We start from the raw sequence: 16,580 nt of genomic DNA on the forward strand, positions 1-16,580 counted from the left end.
GGAACCAGGCTCTCCTGTCCATCGGGATCACGAAACGTCCGCGGCGGACGAACGATGACGGTGATTACCGCATGCGCTCTCAACGAACCGTTGCAATACCCTTACGCCGCTCCCGAATCTTCTCACCTATGACCGCGCCACCGCGCTCAGATCATGAAGCGGCTGTCTTCGACGAGCACGCGCGGCAACGGTTGAAGGTCGGCGCGGGCGAAGCGCACCAGCGAGAAGGCGCGCAAACCCTGCGGGCTCGCCGGCAGGCGCGCGAGCGCAAGCATGATCGAGGCGCTGTTGCCGGGGCCGCCATTCGGAAGCAGGACATTCATGGGGCTCAGGCAGATCTCGCGCATTTCGACGTTCGTGTACTGCGCGGGATTCGAGAGCACCCTGCAGATCACCGCAAGCTGGTGTTCGAGCGCTTCGCTCTTGAGGCCGAGCGCGGCGATCTCGCGCGCGTTTTGCGCAATCTGCGCCTCGACCCTCGTCACTTCGGCGACGTTTTGCGCGGCCTGCTCGCCCAGCATGCGCTGCGTACCTGCGCCGTGACGCGTGAGCAGTTGCAGGCGCGTTCTGAGAAGCGCGCGCTCCTGTTCCAGCACATCGCGGCGCGATTCGTCGGCGCCGATCTGCTCAAGGCCTTCAAGTGCGATCTGCTCGACAACGCGCTCCACGATCTGCTCGCGAAGGTCGCTTTCGGTTTCGCCGCACACGCGCACCTGATGGTCGTCGAAACTCAACGTGGTCTGCATGACATCGGTGTGCACCTCGTCGCCAAACTGCTCGACACCAAAGGCGCGACGCTCGTTCAAGGCCATACCGAGCACCGCGTAAGTCTCGCGCGCAAGCGTATGGTTCTCGAACCATGCATGAAGTTCGGGCGAGCGGCTCAGCACATGGGCGACCTCGTCGGGCGCGGCGAAAAACGCGTGAATATAGGGGTCGCTCGACCAGGTGGCGGCGCTCGCTTCGCGTGCTGGCGGCATGCGGTCCACGACCTCGCGCACGTAAGCGACTGACTGCGCAAGCGCGGGCGCGAGCCGCTCGCGCCATTCGGGCACGAGCTTGAGCGTGGGGCTGAGCACGAGCAGACGCTCGATCAGCGTCTGGATTTGTGGCGATTCCGGCACCTGCTTCGCGCGGGCGCGCGGCCAAAGCCTGTCCAGGATACCCATGAAAGACTCCGTTGCAGACCGCTTGCGCGCGGCGGTGGTGAAGCCTGGGGCGCACAACGAAGCCCCTTGTCGCAAAGGACTATACCGCGAATCACCATCCACTCGCGGCGATACTGCCGCAGCGCAGCAACGGCTCGCGTTTCGCTCATGTTCCCGGAAACGCTCACCTTTGCGTGACGTCACGCGCGCCACATAGGGCTGAACCCGGCCGCCGAAGTGTGTAACGGTGCGGCGAAGATTCGCACGCAGCACGCCGTCGCGAGCCCGTGCTTCCGCACACATGCTCATTTTCACCACCAGACGGCGTGCACATATTAATTTGCTATCCGAATCAATTGTTCGAATACCGATCCCATTACCGTCGAGCGCCGCTTCGTGGCGCGCTTGCGACCTGTTAGGCCGTCTTCAAGCAGGTGTTTGCACTCCGCGAGAGCAAAGGTGAGGCTTTTCGGGAGAATCGCCTCGAATTCGACTCCTGGAACTCCTCACCTATCGTTGTGTCGGTGAACTCACGATGCGGCGAACGACTCACCGCCGCACGGACTCAACGATACTTCTGCAGTTCGGCATCGGTGATCGGCTGTGCCGGCAGATTCAGCATGCCCGGCAAGTCGTTCAGCTTCGGCAAGCCGCTGACATTGGCCCAGCGGCCGCCCGATCCCTGATAAACAAGCGTAGGCGTACCGTCGAAACCGAGGTCCTGGAAGAGCTTGATGTTGTTGTCGAGCTTGTTCTTGTCGGCCGGGGGAATGTGCGCGAGCGGCGCGATACCGCCCGATTCGTCCTTCTCCGAGTAATGCGTTTCGAGCTCCTTGAGCAGCGCGGCGCCGTCTTTCGCCTCCAGCAGCGCAGCCGCCTTGCCCGCCGAATCTGCCTTCAGAAAGCCCATAGGAATCCAATGCACCTGCAGGCCCACCGCTTCATACGGTTGCAGCGCTTTCCACACCAGGTGACAGTAAATACAGTTTGGGTCCATGAAGACATAAAGCGTCGACTTCACGTTCGAGCCATTCGCGCCTTCGACAATCGCACTGGCATTCTGCAAACTCGCGGCGGCCGCTGCGGGCAGCCAGCTGGGTTCGGGTGCGTCGGCCGCCATGGCGCCAGCGCTCAGGGCCAGTGCGCCTGCGGCGATCAGCATGCGGGTGAACTTCTTCATTTTTTTCCTTTGACCTGGATAGCGCGCGCCATGTCGCGCCCTGTAAAGCGAAGGCTCGTATCTTAGGGTCAGGCCGTGGCATGCGCCTGACGCCAATATGACAAAGGCGTCAGGTTATCAGCAAAGGTGAGCGTTTGCGGGAGGACGCCGAACGCTAGAACTTGAACCGCAACTGAAACCCGATGGTAAAGGGGAGATCGTCGGAAGGTATGGGTGGAATGACGATGAAGTTCACGCCGACGCGCTTGTACGCGACCATCACGATAGGCGCGACCACGGGCCCGATCGTATGGTCGTGGCCAAGGCCCCAGTTGCCATAGTTATAGCCGGAGATGATGCCGCCCATCGCCGCGAGCCGCACGAAGCCCCAATGCAGGAACTCGGGCGCCCACACCGCGCCGCCATAATACGAGGGGCGTCGCAGCGAGTTGCGAAAGCCGCCTGCCGTGAGCGCCCACGTGTCGCCTGGCCAGCATTCAATGCCGAGACCCGGGTTGAACTGTTCGAAGTCCTTGTCGGGATGAATGTGGTACGAGCCCACCATCGCGTCTACCCACAGACCTGAGCTACACCAGTTTGCCGCTCGCGCCGGCTGCGCCGTGCCGAACAGCAGCAACGGCAGGAGCAGCAGGGCAGCCGCCGCGCCGCGTTTTGTTTTCTTCGCTTTTGTTGTCGCTTTTGTTGTCGCGCTTGCTACCGCTTTCGTTATCGCGTTCGTTGTTGCGCCACCTTGCTTCTGCCAAAACCGCATGGGCTCTCCGTCCTTTATTGCGCCGATCCGCCAGAGCGGTCGTCGGTTTTCTGATTGCTGGTTCGCGGTGAATGACGAACTGTACCGCAACCCGATGCGTGCGCAATGGAGCCCAGGCTCGGATCGGGCGACTCGTTCGCCGCTGGTAGGGTGCCAGCCGCGCGAGTCGTCCCGATGAAAGCGAGGCGTCAGAGGCCGAGGTCGGAGAGGCCCGGATGGTCGTCGGGACGGCGCCCGAGCGGCCAATGATAGAGACGATCCGCCTCGCGGATCGGCAGGTCGTTGATCGATGCGTGACGGTGCGCCATCAGACCGTTCGCGTCGAATTCCCAGTTTTCGTTGCCGTACGAGCGGAACCAGCTGCCCGAATCGTCGCGCCACTCATAGGCGAAACGCACCGCGATGCGATTGTCCGTGTACGCCCATAGCTCCTTGATCAGGCGATAGTCGAGTTCTCGCGCCCATTTGCGCGCGAGAAAATCGACGATCGCCGCGCGGCCCGTGACAAACTCCGCGCGATTGCGCCACACGCTTTGCGGCGTGTATGCAAGCGAAACGCGTTGCGGGTCGCGCGTATTCCAGCCGTCTTCTGCGGCACGCACTTTCTGCATGGCGCTCTCGCGCGTGAACGGCGGCAGCGGCGGACGCACTTCGGGCGAATCACTCATGGTTTTGCTCCTTGCGTTGGGCAGCGCGCCGGGACGGTGCGCGTAAAGGGGATCGGCTTTGGAAATGGCTTCAGGAATCGCGAGCGCTTTTTGGCGCGAGGGCTTCGAGCAACGATCGGCCGGCCGCGCGCGCGTCGAGGGCCGCATCGGCGTCGCCGCTCACGAGCGCCACGCCGATCGCACCATCGATCAGGATCAGCCACTGGCGCGCGAGGCGTGCGGCAACACGGCGATCAACGCCGACGCTCACAGCCCACGCACCGCTTTGTTCGCACACGAATTCGAGCAGGCGCGCCTTGTGTTCGCGCGCGACCACGCGCACGGGGTCGTCGGGCGACGCGATTTCACCAGCCGCGTTGAGAAACGCGCAACCGTGAAAGCCCTCCGACGTGAACCACTCGTGCAATACGTCGAACATGCCGATGAGACGTGCCTGCGGCGTGCGTCCTCGCGCGAGCGTGCCGGCGATGAACCAGCGCATCCAGCGCTCGTCGCGCCGTGAAAGCGCGGCCGCGACTAACGCGTCCTTCGATTCGAAGTACGTGTAGAAGCTCTTGCGTGCCGCGCCCGCCGCGCGAACGATCGCATCGACGCCCGTTGCGTGAATGCCGCCCGCGTAGATCAGCGCCTCGGCGGCGTCGAGCAGGCGCACGCGCGCGTCGGCTTGCGGCGCTTCCGGGTTCGCTTCGGCATTCGTTACAGCGGGCGGGCTCATGGCGAGTCTCGTTCAGCGGGATTGGGGCGTGATTGCGCTGTCTTGCGATGATCAGCAGGAGAATGATCGTTCTCCCAGTCCGCAATGTAGAACGATCATTCTCCCAAGTCAAGAGATATTGCTGTTGCGCGTGCCGCGCAGCGCGCCGATGCGCCTCCAAAGCGCGCGCCCCGAAACCGCGAACACGGCGGCCACGACGAGCGTGAGGCCCAGCACGCGCGTCGGGGTCAGCGGCTCGCCTAGCAGCACCGTGGCAAGCGCCACGCTCGACACCGGCGCCACGGCTGTAAAGATCGCGGCCTCGCCGCCTGGCACACGCGCCGCGCCCGCGTACCAGAGCCAGAATCCGCCGACCGTCGGCACGAGCGCGTAATAAGCCGCGCCGAGCACAGCCTGCAACGGCACGGTGTGGGCCGCGCCAAGCCAGCCAGGTAACGCGCACAAGCCCGATACGACGAAGCCGATTCCGGTCATCGCACTAGCCTGCGCGAGTGGCGCCCACGGCTGCGAAAGCCGTTTGTTTAGCAGGACGAACAGGCTTTCGCACACGACCGCGCCGAGTATCATGGCGTCGCCCGTGAGCGAGCGCGCGCCGTCGCGGTGTTCCCCGGGCGCGAGCGTGACCATCGCCACGCCGAGGCTCGCGATCGTCACCGAAACGAGCGTGCTCGCGCGCAGCCGTTCGCCGAGCACCAGCGCCGCCGTCAACGCGCAAACGGCGGGAAGCGTGCCGAGGATGATGCCGGCGTCGCTCGCGGAGGTCCGCTGCGTGCCCGCGATCAGCAAGACCGTATAGCCGACGCTGCCGATGGCGGCCTGTGCGACGAGCAACAGCGCATCGCGCAGGCCAGGACGCGGCAACGCCGTGCCGGTCAGCCGCATGAGCAGCAGAAAGACCGGCAACGCAATGCCGAAGCGCAGCGCGGTGCCGGACAGCGGATCGAGTCCGGCGCCGATCGCCTTGCTGGCAATCACCGTGCTGCCCACGGTCAGCATGGCCGCCGTCAATTGCCAATGGGCGGCGGATCGGGGGGAGAGGGTTAAGCGCCGCGCGTGTTCGCGCGACGACAATCGTATCGACATGGAGCGCTCCTCGTGGTGATACGCCTGTATAGGCTCACCACGGCGCGCCGTCTTGGATCGTTGTGCGTCAGCGCCTGCGCCGCATGGGACTCACGCCGCGCGCTCGAGCCGGTAGCGCCCCGGCGAGATGCCGAATTGCCGTGCGAAGGCGCGGTTCAGGTGGCTCTGGTCGCAGAAACCGGCGGCCAGCGCGGTCTGCGCCGGGGCCGTGCCCGCCTTGAGCAGACGTCGCGCGAGCGCCACGCGACGATGCAGGATGTAGCCGTGCGGCGCGACGCCGAACGCGCGCAGGAAGCCGCGATGGAGCTGGAAGCGGCTCAGCCCCGCCGCCTGCGCGAGTTCGGCGAGTGAGAACGGCTGGGCCGGATCGGTGTCGATCATGTCGCGCACGCGCGCAAGCGAGGCCGGTGAGCACTGTGCGAGCGCGCGACGGTGGCCGAGCGCCTCGACGAGGCGCGTCATGACTTCCAGCGCGGCGGCGTCGAACGCCATGTGCGAGAGATCTCCGTTTTCGTCGGTCACGTGGGCAAAGGCCGCATCGAACAGCGCGCGCAAACGCGGCTCGCTGATCACTGGCGCGTGAAGCGCGAAAGTGGAGTCGTCGCCCTGCGTGATGTCGGCCTGTAGCGCGTCGACCCAGCGCGGCTCGAAATACAGCATGCGCCACGTGCGCCCGGCGGCATCGAGCGGGCGGCCGTCGTGCACCTCGCCCGGATTGACGAGGATGAGGTCGCCCGGGACGGCCTCGACCTCGCCGGCGTCGCTCAGCGAGGCATGGCCGCCTCGATCGATCACGCCAATGCCGTACTGATCGTGCGTATGACGCCCGTATGAGCGCACGGTTGCGGCCGTCATCGCGTCGACGTCGCGCACGAGCGTGGCGTGAAAACGCACGATGTGGTTCGTGGCTGGCATGAATCGGCTCTCCGCGCTTCGGGCTCCAATGAGCGTATGAAACCCGAGTTTCGCGCGGCGCGCAATGTGCGCGTGTTTCCGACGGGCATCCGGGATGCGCAGTTGCGATCCGTCCCCGTCGCGTTATGCTTCGCGAGCCGGGTGGAAGAAATGCACGCCGCCAAACGTACTAACGAGTATCGACGAGTTAAAGGGAATGAGATGAAAGACCGGACGTCTGTGTCGCTTGCGCGCGTTGTTCGCGGCTCGCGCCGTGCCTTCTGCGTGGCGCTGTGTGCGGCGAGCCTCGCCGCGTGCACGCCGCTACGCGTGGTCACGCACAGCGTGAGCCGCACGGAAGCCGACGTGCCGCCTGGGCGCTACGCGATGGACGCGCATCACTGGAGCGTCGTATTCGACGTCGATCACTTCCATTACTCGCGCTTCGTCATGCGCTTCGACCGCGCGCAGGCCACGCTCGACTGGACTGCGGGCGGCCTCGAAACGGCCACGCTCGATGCGGTGATCGACGCCACGAGCCTCGACACCAACGTCAGCGCGCTCGACGCCATGGTGAAGGGCCCGCAGATGCTCGACGTGCAGCGCTATCCGGAGATTCGTTTCACGAGCACGCACTTTACGCGCACGGGCGAGGGGCGCGGCACGCTCACGGGCAATCTCACGATACGCGGCGTGACCCAGCCGGTCACGCTCGACGTCACCTTGAACGGCTACGCGCCGAATCCGCTCACGAAGCAGCCCACGCTCGGCTTCGCCGCCACGGGCCATTTCAACCGCTCGGCGTTCGGGTTGACGAGCTGGTATCCCGCCGTGGGCGACGAGATCGGCGTACGCATCGAGGCCGAATTCGCGCAGCCGGTGCCGGGACAACCGCAGTAAAACCGCTGCGCGTTCAGGCCGCGGTCCAGTCGAGAATCACCTTGCCGCTTTCGCCCGAGAGCATGGCCGCGAAACCCTTCTCGTAGTCGTCCACGTCGAAGCGGTGTGTGATGATGGGCGAAAGATCGAGCCCGCTTTGCAGCATCGCGACCATCTTGTACCAGGTCTCGAACATCTCGCGGCCGTAAATGCCCTTGATTTCCAGCCCCTTGAAGATCACCTGGTTCCAGTCGATGGCGGTTTGCGCGGGCGGAATGCCGAGCAGCGCGACCTTGCCGCCGTGGTTCATCGACTCGAGCAGCGCCGTGAACGCGCTCGGCACACCCGACATTTCGAGGCCCACGTCGAAGCCTTCGGTCATGTGCAGTTCGTTCATCACATCGCGCAGCGACTCGCGCGAAACGTTCACGGCGCGCGTCGCGCCCATCTTGCGTGCGAGTTCGAGCCGGTAGTCGTTGACATCGGTGATGACGACATTGCGCGCGCCCACGTGCTTCGCGATCGCAACCGCCATGATGCCGATCGGCCCCGCGCCCGTAATCAGCACGTCCTCGCCCACGAGGTTGAACGACAGCGCCGTGTGCGTGGCGTTGCCGAACGGATCGAAGATCGCCGCGAGCTCGTCGGAGATCTCGGGCGGAATCTTGAACGCATTGAAGGCCGGAATCACGAGATATTCGGCAAACGCGCCTTCGCGGTTCACGCCCACGCCCGTGGTGTTGCGGCACAGGTGACGCCGCCCCGCGCGGCAGTTGCGGCAAAAGCCGCAGGTGATATGCCCTTCGCCCGACACGCGGTCGCCGATCTGAAAGCCGCGCACTTCCTGGCCCATCTCGACGATTTCACCCACATATTCGTGGCCCACATGCATCGGCACCGGAATGGTCTTCTGCGCCCAGTCGTCCCATTTCCAGATGTGAATGTCCGTGCCGCAAATCGCCGTCTTGCGGATCTTGATCATCACGTCGTTATGCCCGACCTCGGGCTTCTTCACGCGCGTGAGCGTGAGGCCAGGCGCGCGTTCGAGTTTGGCAAGTGCTTTCATTTGATTCGCAATCCTTGTTAAATCACGCCGAGCTGTCTGCCTACGCGCGCAAACGCCTCGACGGCGCGCCCGATCTGCTCGGGCGTGTGCGCGGCGCTCATCTGCGTGCGAATGCGCGCGCGGCCCTTCGGCACGACGGGATACGAAAAGCCGATCACGTACACGCCTTCGTGCAGGAGCGCGTCGGCCATTTTCGCGGCGACTTGCGCGTCGCCGAGCATCACGGGAATGATCGGGTGCTCGCCGGGCACGAGCGTGAAGCCGAGCGCGCTCATGTCGCGGCGAAACTGCGCGCCGTTCTCGCGCACGCGGCGGCGCAGTTGCGCGCCTTCGTCGCTTGCAATCAGCTCGAGCACGGCAAGCGAAGCGGCCGCAATGCTCGGCGTAAGCGTGTTCGAGAAAAGATACGGACGCGAGCGCTGGCGCAGCAGGTCGATCACCTCCTGCTTCGCCGCGATATAGCCGCCCGAAGCGCCGCCCAGCGCTTTGCCTAGCGTGCCGGTGATGATGTCAACACGCTGAAGAACACCGCAGTGCTCGGGCGTGCCGCGCCCATGCTCACCGATGAAGCCCACCGCGTGCGAGTCGTCGACCATCACGAGTGCGTCATAGCGGTCCGCGAGATCGCAGATGCCCTTGAGGTCGGCGATGATGCCGTCCATCGAGAACACGCCGTCGGTGGCGATGAGCTTGTAGCGTGCGCCGGCTTCGTCGGCTTCTTTTAGCTTTGCTTCGAGATCCGAAAGATCGTTGTTCTTGTAGCGATAACGGCGCGCCTTCGAAAGACGCACGCCGTCGATGATGCTCGCATGATTGAGTTCGTCGCTGATGATGGCGTCGTCCTCGCCGAGCAGCGTTTCGAAGAGGCCGCCGTTCGCGTCGAAACAGCTGGAATAGAGAATGCAGTCCTCGGTTTGCAGGAAGGTGGCGAGCGCGCTTTCGAGCTGCTTGTGCACGGTTTGCGTACCGCAGATGAAACGCACCGACGCCATGCCGAAGCCATCGCGCTCGAGGCCGTCTTTGGCGGCGGCGATGAGTCGTGCGTCGTTGGCGAGGCCGAGGTAGTTGTTCGCGCAGAAGTTGAGCACGTCGCTGCCGTCCGCGAGCCGGATGTCGGCCGACTGCGGTGTGGCGATCACGCGCTCGTTCTTGTAGAAGCCATCCGCGCGAATCTGGTCGAGCGTCGCGCGCAAGTGGTCGAGATACGGGGTACGCATGAATCGTGCTCCTCACATGGCTGCGGACAGCCGCAGGTTTGCCGCCGTTTGCTGCCGTTTGATATAGTCGCCGTCAGCCGCTGGCGAAATTTTCCATTATTTCGAACCCGAGTTCGATATGTCGAACGCACTCTAATCGATGAGGCCGTGAATGGCAAGCACCCGCAAACCGCGCGCCGCACCGGCGGACGCCCTTCCTGACGCGAGCGCATCGGCAGCAGCAGGCGCGCAGCCTGCATCGACCGTACCCGCCGCCGCGCCGCCACGCGTGGGCGAGCAGATCCAGCGGCTGCGCAGCGAGCGCAAGATGACACTCGACGACCTCTCGCGCGCGGCTGGCGTCTCAAAATCCATGCTATCGGAAATCGAGCGCGACAAGGCGAACCCGACCATCGCGGTGGCCTGGCGGCTCACGAATGCGCTGGGCGTGAAGCTCGATTCGCTGTTCGCCGCACCGAAGGCGCCCGAGGCGATTGCCGTCGCCGGGCCACACGACATCCCGACGCTGCATGGTCACGACGCCGGTTACCAGTTGCGCGTGTGGGGGCCGATCGAACTGGCCGGCAACTTCGAATGGTATGAATTGACGCTCAAGCCGGGCGGGGCGCTGGTTTCGGCCGCGCACGAACCGGGCACGCGCGAACATCTCACGGTGTTGCAGGGAAGCATCGAGGTCGAAGCGGCTGGCGCGAAAGAACGCCTGAAGGCCGCGGACACGGCGCGCTATATCGCCGACCAGCCGCATGCCATCCGCAACGCTGGCAAGGGGGAGGCGCGCGCGCTGCTGGTGGTGATTCACGGCTGACAAGCCACCTCACCGCTCTAGCGTTAGCCGAACGGACGAAGCTGCGCGAACGGTCCGACTACTGTATATTTATACAGTGAAAGTCCGACTGGAGCCGTCGATGTCCCTCCCAACCGAACTGCCGCGCGAGCACGACCTGGCGGCCTTGCGCTTTCAGGCCGCCGCACGCGACCTCGAACTCATCGTGCGCAATATTGCGCAGCGCTATATCGCGCGGCAGGTGCCGCTCACCTGGCGGCTGCTGCACGCCATCGAAGCAGAAGCCCTTGCTGATCTCGGCTTCGCCAGCCGCCACGACGCCCTCATGCTTGGCCTCTTTCAACGGCCGGGCGACCTTGCCTGGCCGGAGACCGACGAAACCGTCGACTTCGGGCAATCCAACGCGCTGCCGGCCGTATTCGCATTTGCGGTGTCAGCTTACGAGCGTGCCGCGCAAAGTGCGGAAGAATCGCGCCGGCGGGTAAGACGCAACGACGCCGTGCGGCGTGCCAGGGCCTGGGGCGGCTAATCGCAGACCACGGACGCATCGCGCGGAACGATTTCAGTGCGATGTTCCTTCGATCGCTATAATGGTCTCGTAACGCAACTAACGGAATGATAGAGATGGCGTCCTCCACTTCCTCACGCGACCTCTTCGACCAACAGCGCCAGGACTGGCAGCGTGACCCCATTGCCGCGTTCGACGCATGGCTTGCTTCGCAGGACTTGCGCCGGTCGTCCGCCGAGGTCTACCGCGTGCAGTGGGGACGGTTTCTGGAATGGCTCGCGCTCAAGCGCAAGACGGTCATGACCGTGGATACCAGCACGATTGCTGAATTCGTCGCGAGCCTCGACGTGAAGAAGCCGCAGCGTCTTCGCTACCTGCGGCTCATCGAGCGTGTGCTCGATCACGTACGCGAAATCGAACTCGCCTCCACGAACCCGGCGCGCTTCATCGCCCAGGACGGCGAAGCGGCGTGGCGCAACGCACGCGAAAACGAGCCGACGGGTTTTCTTACGCCGGTTGAGCGCGCCGCGATCATCGGCCAGTTGTTTTCGCCGCTGGTCGAGCCCTCTGCCGCGAAACGATGGCGCGAACGCCGCGACCGGGCACTCGTCGCCATCTTCCTCGGCGGCGGATTGAAAACGGGTGACGCCATCGCGCTCACGCTCGACTGCGTGGCGATCGGCTCGGAATGGGTCACGATCGAAGCCGCCAACCCGGCATTCACGCGCGTCACGCGACTGACGCCGTTTGCCGTCGACGTGCTCGGCGCCTGGCTCGAAGCGCGCAGACTGGCCGGACTGCCGGGACAACTGGTGTTTCCGGGCTCGCCGTCCGGACGTCCCATGCACAAGGCCACTGTGCTACGCGCCATCGACGCATTGATGGAAAACGCCGGCGTGGCCGATACGCGCGCCGAGCGCGCCAGTCCGCAAACCTTGCGCAACACGTTCGCGGCGGACCTGTTCGAGCGCGGCGTGGATACGGATCAGGTAGGGCAGTGGCTCGGTTTCCTGCAGCCGATCTCCGCGGGGCGGCTGCATCGCGCATGGAAAACGTGGGCGGAACGCGAGGCGACGCAACACATTTCGGAGGAAAGCGACAAGGCATGAGACGTCGCGTCGGCGCGCGATCGGTTACTTGCGGGAGGCGTACGCGTCTCCCGTAAAAGCTCACGTATCCAGGCCGCTGACTTGGCGCATGGTCCAGTCAGCGCTTACGAGGCCTGTTCGTGCGAATGCTTGCCTGCCATGAAGCGCGCGTACGCCGCAAGCTTCGACGCCCCAGTTCCCGACGTGTGCTCGCACTCGGGGCACAAGAATTCGAAACCATCGTCCACTTCGGACAACTCCGGTTCCCCTTCGTGACAGTTAGGGCAACGGGCGGGCAACGCGACGTGGCCATCGACCGAGGTGCCCAGGCTTGCCAGTTCGGTTTCGCCCAGCCGGCCGGCCGCGGCGAGCGAACAGAGCACGGCCGCGATCGACGCGTCGAGTCCTTGCTGCCCGCGCAATGCCGTGACCTGCCGCGTGAGCGCGTCCACTTCGTCGGACCGTTCGCGCAGCACGACGTCCAGACGGTCGGCGCGGGCCTTCGCCGTGGCCAGTTGCTGGATGAAATCGAATTCCTTCTTGCTGGCATCGCGCTGAACGGCCTGCCAGGTCGACGACATCGAGCGCAACGAATCCAGTTCGACCAGCATGGGTTTGACGCGACGTTCGGCCTCGGCAAGCGCATCCTTGATCTGTTGCGCATAGTGCTCGGTGCTCTTACGCATGTCTTCATGCAGGCCGTCGATACGATCGCGCAACCCCGCGTTCGTCGTCTGTTCCGTCTCGACCCGCTTGCGCAGCGCCTCGTTTTCCGTTTCCAGACGCTGTACCAGCACCTCGCGGTTGCCGCGTGCGACGGCGCCGTGGGCGGACGCCGCGGCAAGCTGGCCCTCGAGTTCGCGCACCCGTTCATAGGCCGCTTCCACGCGCGCTTCGCTGCGTTTGAGCATTTCGTCGGCGGCCGAGCGGCGGGCTTCGGCCTCTCGCGTCGCCTGCTCGGCATCGCGGCGACCGGTCTCGAATTCCGTGCGTTCGGCCTGCAGCGCATCGGCTGCGCGAGCCAGCGCTTCCTCAAAAAGCGCGCCAAGCAGTTCGCCGGCGCGTTCTTCAAGTGCGGGCGGAATCGCCCCAGCGCCCACACGCACTTTTGACGTCGCGCGAATGCGCTGCCAGAAAAGATCGATGTCTTTGGGGATGTCGCTCGCACTCCCGGTCTGGGTCAATTCACGAACGGCAGCCATCGACGGCTTGATTTCGAAATCGAAGAACAAGCGTTTGCACGCATGCAAGGAAAGCTCCTGCCTACGCGCACCGTTGTTGCGCAAATTCTCGACTTCTTCTCGGATTGCCTGGCGGTCCTGGTCTCGCATATTCGTCTTCTCGGCAGGGGAGTGGACGAATAATAACAAATTACGTTCTATTTGTTACGTTTTTGAGTATCAAGATTGCCGGAGGTGCCCGAAGGGTGTTCCGCAGGCATTTTCCGTCGGTCCACGATGCGACCGGTTGGGTCTTTCCGTGAAACAAATCGAAGTTTGTTTCATAAGCCCTTGTAAACGCGCGGATTTTTCCTCTTATTTTACGACTAACCGATGTTTCACGCGAGCGTACTTGCGCATTGGGTCAGGCGGTGGGGTTGAAATGTGGATATCTCCGATAGCTCGAGGGGGATTCTTGCTTGAGAGATATAAAAGTAAACACCCTTGATACCGGTTAAAAACGTTAACGCCACGGTAAATCCTTACCTGGCGTGGCTTTCCGGCCGATCAGGTGAAGCTTTACGGGACCCTGGGTGAGTGCCTGCGGGAAAGTTGGGTGACGGGCTTCGGGAACGCCGGTGAGCCACTGCAGGAAAGGACGTGAGCGGATTCAGGAACAGAGGGATTCTTGACTCTGCAGCAAGGGTGAGTCAATACGGGAGGCTATGGGCAGGCAGGTCGCGAGTAGCTGGGTTCGACGGCGGTGTTACGGGAAATGCAACGGTGAGCGGGTTCGGGAGCGGAGATTTACGCCATTTTTCGGCTAAATCGAGGGGCTGCAAGGCTTGGGGTGAGAAGTATCGGGAAAAAATGCGGATCGAAGGTGAAGTTTTTCGGGAGTCAAAGCCCGAAATCGGGCGAAATGGGGCTCTCGAGGACCGAAAGGTGAGCTTTTACAGGGAGCCGGCACGCGAGCTGAGCAGTTTCGCCGCAACCTGCAACGCGTTGCCGAGGACTCTTCGCGCCGGAAGGTGAGAATTTTCGGGAGATTTCCGCAGCGCCGCGAAACCTCCGGCATCTGTCCGGTCAGGATGGCTAAGGTGAGCTTTTTCAGGGGCCGATTTTCGCCAATTCCATGCCTAAGGTGAGGGAATTCGGGGGGGAGTTGGCGTTCACTGCGCTGCAGACGCCGAGATTACGCGGTTGCGGGAGGGGCTTCTCTCGGTTGAAATCCTGCTTGGGTGAGATTATTCGGGAGCGCTCTTTCGGCAAGCAAGTATTTGGCCGCATGTTCCATCTTCACGTGAGGTGAGGTAATACGGGAGTCAATATCGCCTTCCCAGGCCTGCCGTACATGTGGATAACCCCCGGAATTCATTGATTTTTTCTTTCTGCGCCCCTGTGAGGTGAGGGTTTCCGGGAGGTGCTGCGATGGCGCAGCGCAACCGTAACGGGATGCCTAAGGTGAGAACTTTCAGGAGCTATTGTGCGCGGGCAGTTGCAGCGACGGCCTTTTCGAGCGGGTTGATGTGTTTAGTCTGTGCGGCAACAGGTGAGCTTTTTCGGGATACACAGGGGCGCGCGATGGCGAACCTCGACAATTTGGACCATCGATCGCCGTATCGCGTAGCCTTTGCCTCCACGATTTGGACTTTCTGCCGGCCTTGCACGAGCGCTGCGTCGTGTTTTGCTGCAGTGCGATCGCGCCGCGGCGGATTTTTTGGCGGGCGGCCGGTTGGAAGCCGGAATTTCGCGCCCCGCGACGGACTTTTCTCACCGGCCGCGCGAAAATATTTAAGGTGAGCCAATACGGGAGCAGATTGCGACCGTTGGTACGCCAGCGCAAGCGCGGGATCGGGCCAGAGCGTGCATGACGCAAAGCGCCCCGCAGGATGGGCATCTGCCCAAAGGTGAGGCAATACGGGAAGGTGTCGCGGTGAGCGGCGCGCCCGATGCGCGCATCACCGGCAATGGTGAGAGAGGCCCTATAGACGCCTATCACCACAGACGGTATCCTTTCGCGAAATTCTCTCCTCGACCCGACGCATGGCCACGAAGCGCGTGAAAAAGACCGATGTGGTAAGCCCCAGCTCGGCGGAATTGCGCAAGGCCGTCGAGGCGATCGCGATCCAGCCGAAGAGCGGCAAGATCACCCTGCTGACCCGCAAGCTCTTCAACGTCCTGCTGGCGGTCGCCCAGCAGGCCGACGAGTCCGGCGATACCTACCGGGCGCTGCTTTCCGACATCGTCGCCAACTCGGCGTTCGATTCGAACGATACGGCGCTCGTGAAGGAGCACCTGCGCCGTATGGTGTCGGTGCAGGTCGAATGGAGCCAGGGCACGTCGAGCCAGAAGCCTGGCCGCAAGTGGGGGATTTCCACGCTGATCGCGGATGCGGAAATTCTCGAGGACCCGCAAACCCGTCGCGTCTGGGTGGAGTTCTCGTTCGCGCCGAAGATCAAGAAGAAGCTACTGGATCCGGTCCAGTACGCCCGTCTGAGCCTGCAGTTCCAGAGCCAGTTGCGCAGCAGCGCGGGCCTTGCGCTCTACGAGATCTGCGTACGCTATCTGACCAACCCCAGCCATCTGACGATGCGCGAGACCTGGGAGTGGTGGCGCCCGATCCTTTCCGGTACCCCTGATACTGAAGCCGGCGACGAAGCCAAACGCGAGTACAAGTATTTCAAGCGCGATTATCTGCGGCCCGCCATTGCCGAAGTCAACGCGGTGACGAACATCTTCGTCGAATTGATCGAGCATCGCGAAGGGCGCCGTGTCGCCGAAATCCAGTTTCGCGTGACCGAGCGCAAGCAGCCGATGCTCGCGCTCGACGAACATCCGAATGTGTTCGACAGCACCCTCGTCGACCGCATGGTGAAGATCGGCATTCCGCTCAAGGAAGCGCAGTCGCTGTACGCTGACAGCGAGGAAAACCGCATTCGCGCCGCGTTGCAATTGACCGAACAGCGTATGCGCAGCACGAGCTTGCCGCCGGTGCGCAGCGCTGCGGCGTTGTTCAAGGACGCCCTGAAGAAGGGCTATGCGCCGCCGGTCGAGACGGCAGCGGGCGCCACGCCGGCCGTTGGCCGCGGTGCATCGGCAGCGGTTGCAGCCGACGATCCGAAGGCCCGACTGCTCGATGAATACGCGGCCTATCGGCGCAAGGAAGCCCGCTCGCTCTACGAGGAGCAGGGCGATATGGAGCGCGAGCTTGCGCGTCAGTCGTTCGAGACGGATGAACTGCCGGGGCTGGGTTCGCATTTGCGCGATGACTGGCGTCGTCGCGGACTGGAATCGAAACTGGCCGATACGGCGTTTTTCGACTGGCTCGCGCGCAAGACCTGGGGCGAACCGACTGACGGCGATCTGCTCGCGTTCACGCTGAGCCAGACGCGCGCGGCCTGAGCGTCTTGGATGGCCGGCCCGCGCAATGCGGGGC

Annotated in this window: 15 protein-coding genes; 5 read left to right on the forward strand and 10 right to left on the reverse strand. The window is 63.6% G+C overall.

Annotated elements, in window-relative coordinates:
- Positions 1-146: 146 nt before the first annotated feature.
- The 7 genes from FAZ97_RS23420 to FAZ97_RS23450 form a co-directional block, all read right to left on the reverse strand.
- A complete protein-coding gene (locus FAZ97_RS23420) occupies positions 147-1,169 on the reverse strand; it encodes a hypothetical protein (protein ID WP_158760766.1) in 1,023 nt (340 codons plus the stop codon).
- 544 nt (positions 1,170-1,713) lie between these two features.
- The gene (locus tag FAZ97_RS23425; protein ID WP_158760767.1) at positions 1,714-2,328 is read right to left on the reverse strand and encodes a thioredoxin fold domain-containing protein; all 615 of its coding nucleotides are present in this window, start codon (positions 2,326-2,328) and stop codon (positions 1,714-1,716) included.
- Positions 2,329-2,482: 154 nt separating this feature from the next.
- Positions 2,483-3,079, reverse strand: coding sequence for a hypothetical protein (locus FAZ97_RS23430; protein WP_233271752.1), 597 nt, complete (start codon positions 3,077-3,079; stop codon positions 2,483-2,485).
- A 188-nt stretch (positions 3,080-3,267) separates the two neighbouring features.
- A complete protein-coding gene (locus FAZ97_RS23435; RefSeq protein WP_158760768.1) occupies positions 3,268-3,747 on the reverse strand; it encodes a nuclear transport factor 2 family protein in 480 nt (159 codons plus the stop codon).
- Between the two features lie 70 nt (positions 3,748-3,817).
- Entirely contained in the window at positions 3,818-4,462 is a 645-nt protein-coding gene (locus tag FAZ97_RS23440; protein ID WP_158760769.1) for a TetR/AcrR family transcriptional regulator, read from the reverse strand.
- 108 nt (positions 4,463-4,570) lie between these two features.
- A complete protein-coding gene (locus tag FAZ97_RS23445; protein ID WP_158760770.1) occupies positions 4,571-5,545 on the reverse strand; it encodes a DMT family transporter in 975 nt (324 codons plus the stop codon).
- A gap of 90 nt (positions 5,546-5,635) precedes the next feature.
- Positions 5,636-6,460, reverse strand: coding sequence for an AraC family transcriptional regulator (locus tag FAZ97_RS23450; protein WP_158760771.1), 825 nt, complete (start codon positions 6,458-6,460; stop codon positions 5,636-5,638).
- A 201-nt stretch (positions 6,461-6,661) separates the two neighbouring features.
- Between FAZ97_RS23450 and FAZ97_RS23455 the strand changes: the two genes are divergently transcribed.
- On the forward strand, positions 6,662-7,339 hold the full coding sequence (locus FAZ97_RS23455; protein WP_158760772.1) for a YceI family protein: 678 nt from the start codon (positions 6,662-6,664) through the stop codon (positions 7,337-7,339).
- Positions 7,340-7,352: 13 nt separating this feature from the next.
- Here the strand turns inward: FAZ97_RS23455 and tdh are convergent, their stop codons facing one another.
- Positions 7,353-8,384: an L-threonine 3-dehydrogenase gene (gene tdh, locus FAZ97_RS23460; protein WP_158760773.1), complete on the reverse strand. Its 1,032-nt coding sequence runs from the start codon at positions 8,382-8,384 to the stop codon at positions 7,353-7,355.
- 17 nt (positions 8,385-8,401) lie between these two features.
- The gene (locus tag FAZ97_RS23465) at positions 8,402-9,601 is read right to left on the reverse strand and encodes a glycine C-acetyltransferase (protein ID WP_158760774.1); all 1,200 of its coding nucleotides are present in this window, start codon (positions 9,599-9,601) and stop codon (positions 8,402-8,404) included.
- Between the two features lie 151 nt (positions 9,602-9,752).
- Here FAZ97_RS23465 and FAZ97_RS23470 point away from each other — a divergent pair, with 151 nt between their 5' ends.
- From FAZ97_RS23470 to FAZ97_RS23480, 3 genes are all read left to right on the forward strand, one after another.
- Positions 9,753-10,406, forward strand: a complete 654-nt coding sequence (locus FAZ97_RS23470; RefSeq protein WP_158760775.1) for a helix-turn-helix domain-containing protein — start codon at positions 9,753-9,755, stop codon at positions 10,404-10,406.
- A 100-nt stretch (positions 10,407-10,506) separates the two neighbouring features.
- Positions 10,507-10,914, forward strand: coding sequence for a DUF2471 family protein (locus FAZ97_RS23475; protein WP_158760776.1), 408 nt, complete (start codon positions 10,507-10,509; stop codon positions 10,912-10,914).
- Positions 10,915-11,009: 95 nt separating this feature from the next.
- Positions 11,010-12,002 (forward strand): tyrosine-type recombinase/integrase, encoded by a 993-nt coding sequence (locus FAZ97_RS23480; RefSeq protein WP_233271753.1) that lies wholly within the window; start codon positions 11,010-11,012, stop codon positions 12,000-12,002.
- 104 nt (positions 12,003-12,106) lie between these two features.
- On the opposite strand, the gene FAZ97_RS23485 is transcribed toward FAZ97_RS23480, so the two are convergent.
- Entirely contained in the window at positions 12,107-13,312 is a 1,206-nt protein-coding gene (locus FAZ97_RS23485) for a DNA-binding protein (RefSeq protein ID WP_158760778.1), read from the reverse strand.
- Between the two features lie 1,875 nt (positions 13,313-15,187).
- On the opposite strand from FAZ97_RS23485, the gene FAZ97_RS23490 reads away from it, so the two are divergent.
- Positions 15,188-16,546 (forward strand): replication initiation protein, encoded by a 1,359-nt coding sequence (locus FAZ97_RS23490; protein ID WP_158760779.1) that lies wholly within the window; start codon positions 15,188-15,190, stop codon positions 16,544-16,546.
- Positions 16,547-16,580 lie beyond the last annotated feature (34 nt).

The sequence above is a fragment of the Paraburkholderia acidiphila genome (assembly GCF_009789655.1).
Taxonomy (GTDB): domain Bacteria; phylum Pseudomonadota; class Gammaproteobacteria; order Burkholderiales; family Burkholderiaceae; genus Paraburkholderia; species Paraburkholderia acidiphila.

Bases quoted from the DNA above. Each gene is read 5' to 3' on its own strand.
- tdh (WP_158760773.1), bottom strand. From the start codon at position 8,384: ATGAAAGCACTTGCCAAACTCGAACGCGCGCCTGGCCTCACGCTCACG.
- FAZ97_RS23470 (WP_158760775.1), top strand. From the start codon at position 9,753: ATGGCAAGCACCCGCAAACCGCGCGCCGCACCGGCGGACGCCCTTCCT.
- FAZ97_RS23485 (WP_158760778.1), bottom strand. From the start codon at position 13,312: ATGCGAGACCAGGACCGCCAGGCAATCCGAGAAGAAGTCGAGAATTTG.
- FAZ97_RS23490 (WP_158760779.1), top strand. From the start codon at position 15,188: ATGGCCACGAAGCGCGTGAAAAAGACCGATGTGGTAAGCCCCAGCTCG.
- FAZ97_RS23440 (WP_158760769.1), bottom strand. From the start codon at position 4,462: ATGAGCCCGCCCGCTGTAACGAATGCCGAAGCGAACCCGGAAGCGCCG.
- FAZ97_RS23465 (WP_158760774.1), bottom strand. From the start codon at position 9,601: ATGCGTACCCCGTATCTCGACCACTTGCGCGCGACGCTCGACCAGATT.
- FAZ97_RS23475 (WP_158760776.1), top strand. From the start codon at position 10,507: ATGTCCCTCCCAACCGAACTGCCGCGCGAGCACGACCTGGCGGCCTTG.
- FAZ97_RS23420 (WP_158760766.1), bottom strand. From the start codon at position 1,169: ATGGGTATCCTGGACAGGCTTTGGCCGCGCGCCCGCGCGAAGCAGGTG.
- FAZ97_RS23455 (WP_158760772.1), top strand. From the start codon at position 6,662: ATGAAAGACCGGACGTCTGTGTCGCTTGCGCGCGTTGTTCGCGGCTCG.
- FAZ97_RS23450 (WP_158760771.1), bottom strand. From the start codon at position 6,460: ATGCCAGCCACGAACCACATCGTGCGTTTTCACGCCACGCTCGTGCGC.
- FAZ97_RS23445 (WP_158760770.1), bottom strand. From the start codon at position 5,545: ATGTCGATACGATTGTCGTCGCGCGAACACGCGCGGCGCTTAACCCTC.
- FAZ97_RS23435 (WP_158760768.1), bottom strand. From the start codon at position 3,747: ATGAGTGATTCGCCCGAAGTGCGTCCGCCGCTGCCGCCGTTCACGCGC.
- FAZ97_RS23425 (WP_158760767.1), bottom strand. From the start codon at position 2,328: ATGAAGAAGTTCACCCGCATGCTGATCGCCGCAGGCGCACTGGCCCTG.
- FAZ97_RS23480 (WP_233271753.1), top strand. From the start codon at position 11,010: ATGGCGTCCTCCACTTCCTCACGCGACCTCTTCGACCAACAGCGCCAG.
- FAZ97_RS23430 (WP_233271752.1), bottom strand. From the start codon at position 3,079: ATGCGGTTTTGGCAGAAGCAAGGTGGCGCAACAACGAACGCGATAACG.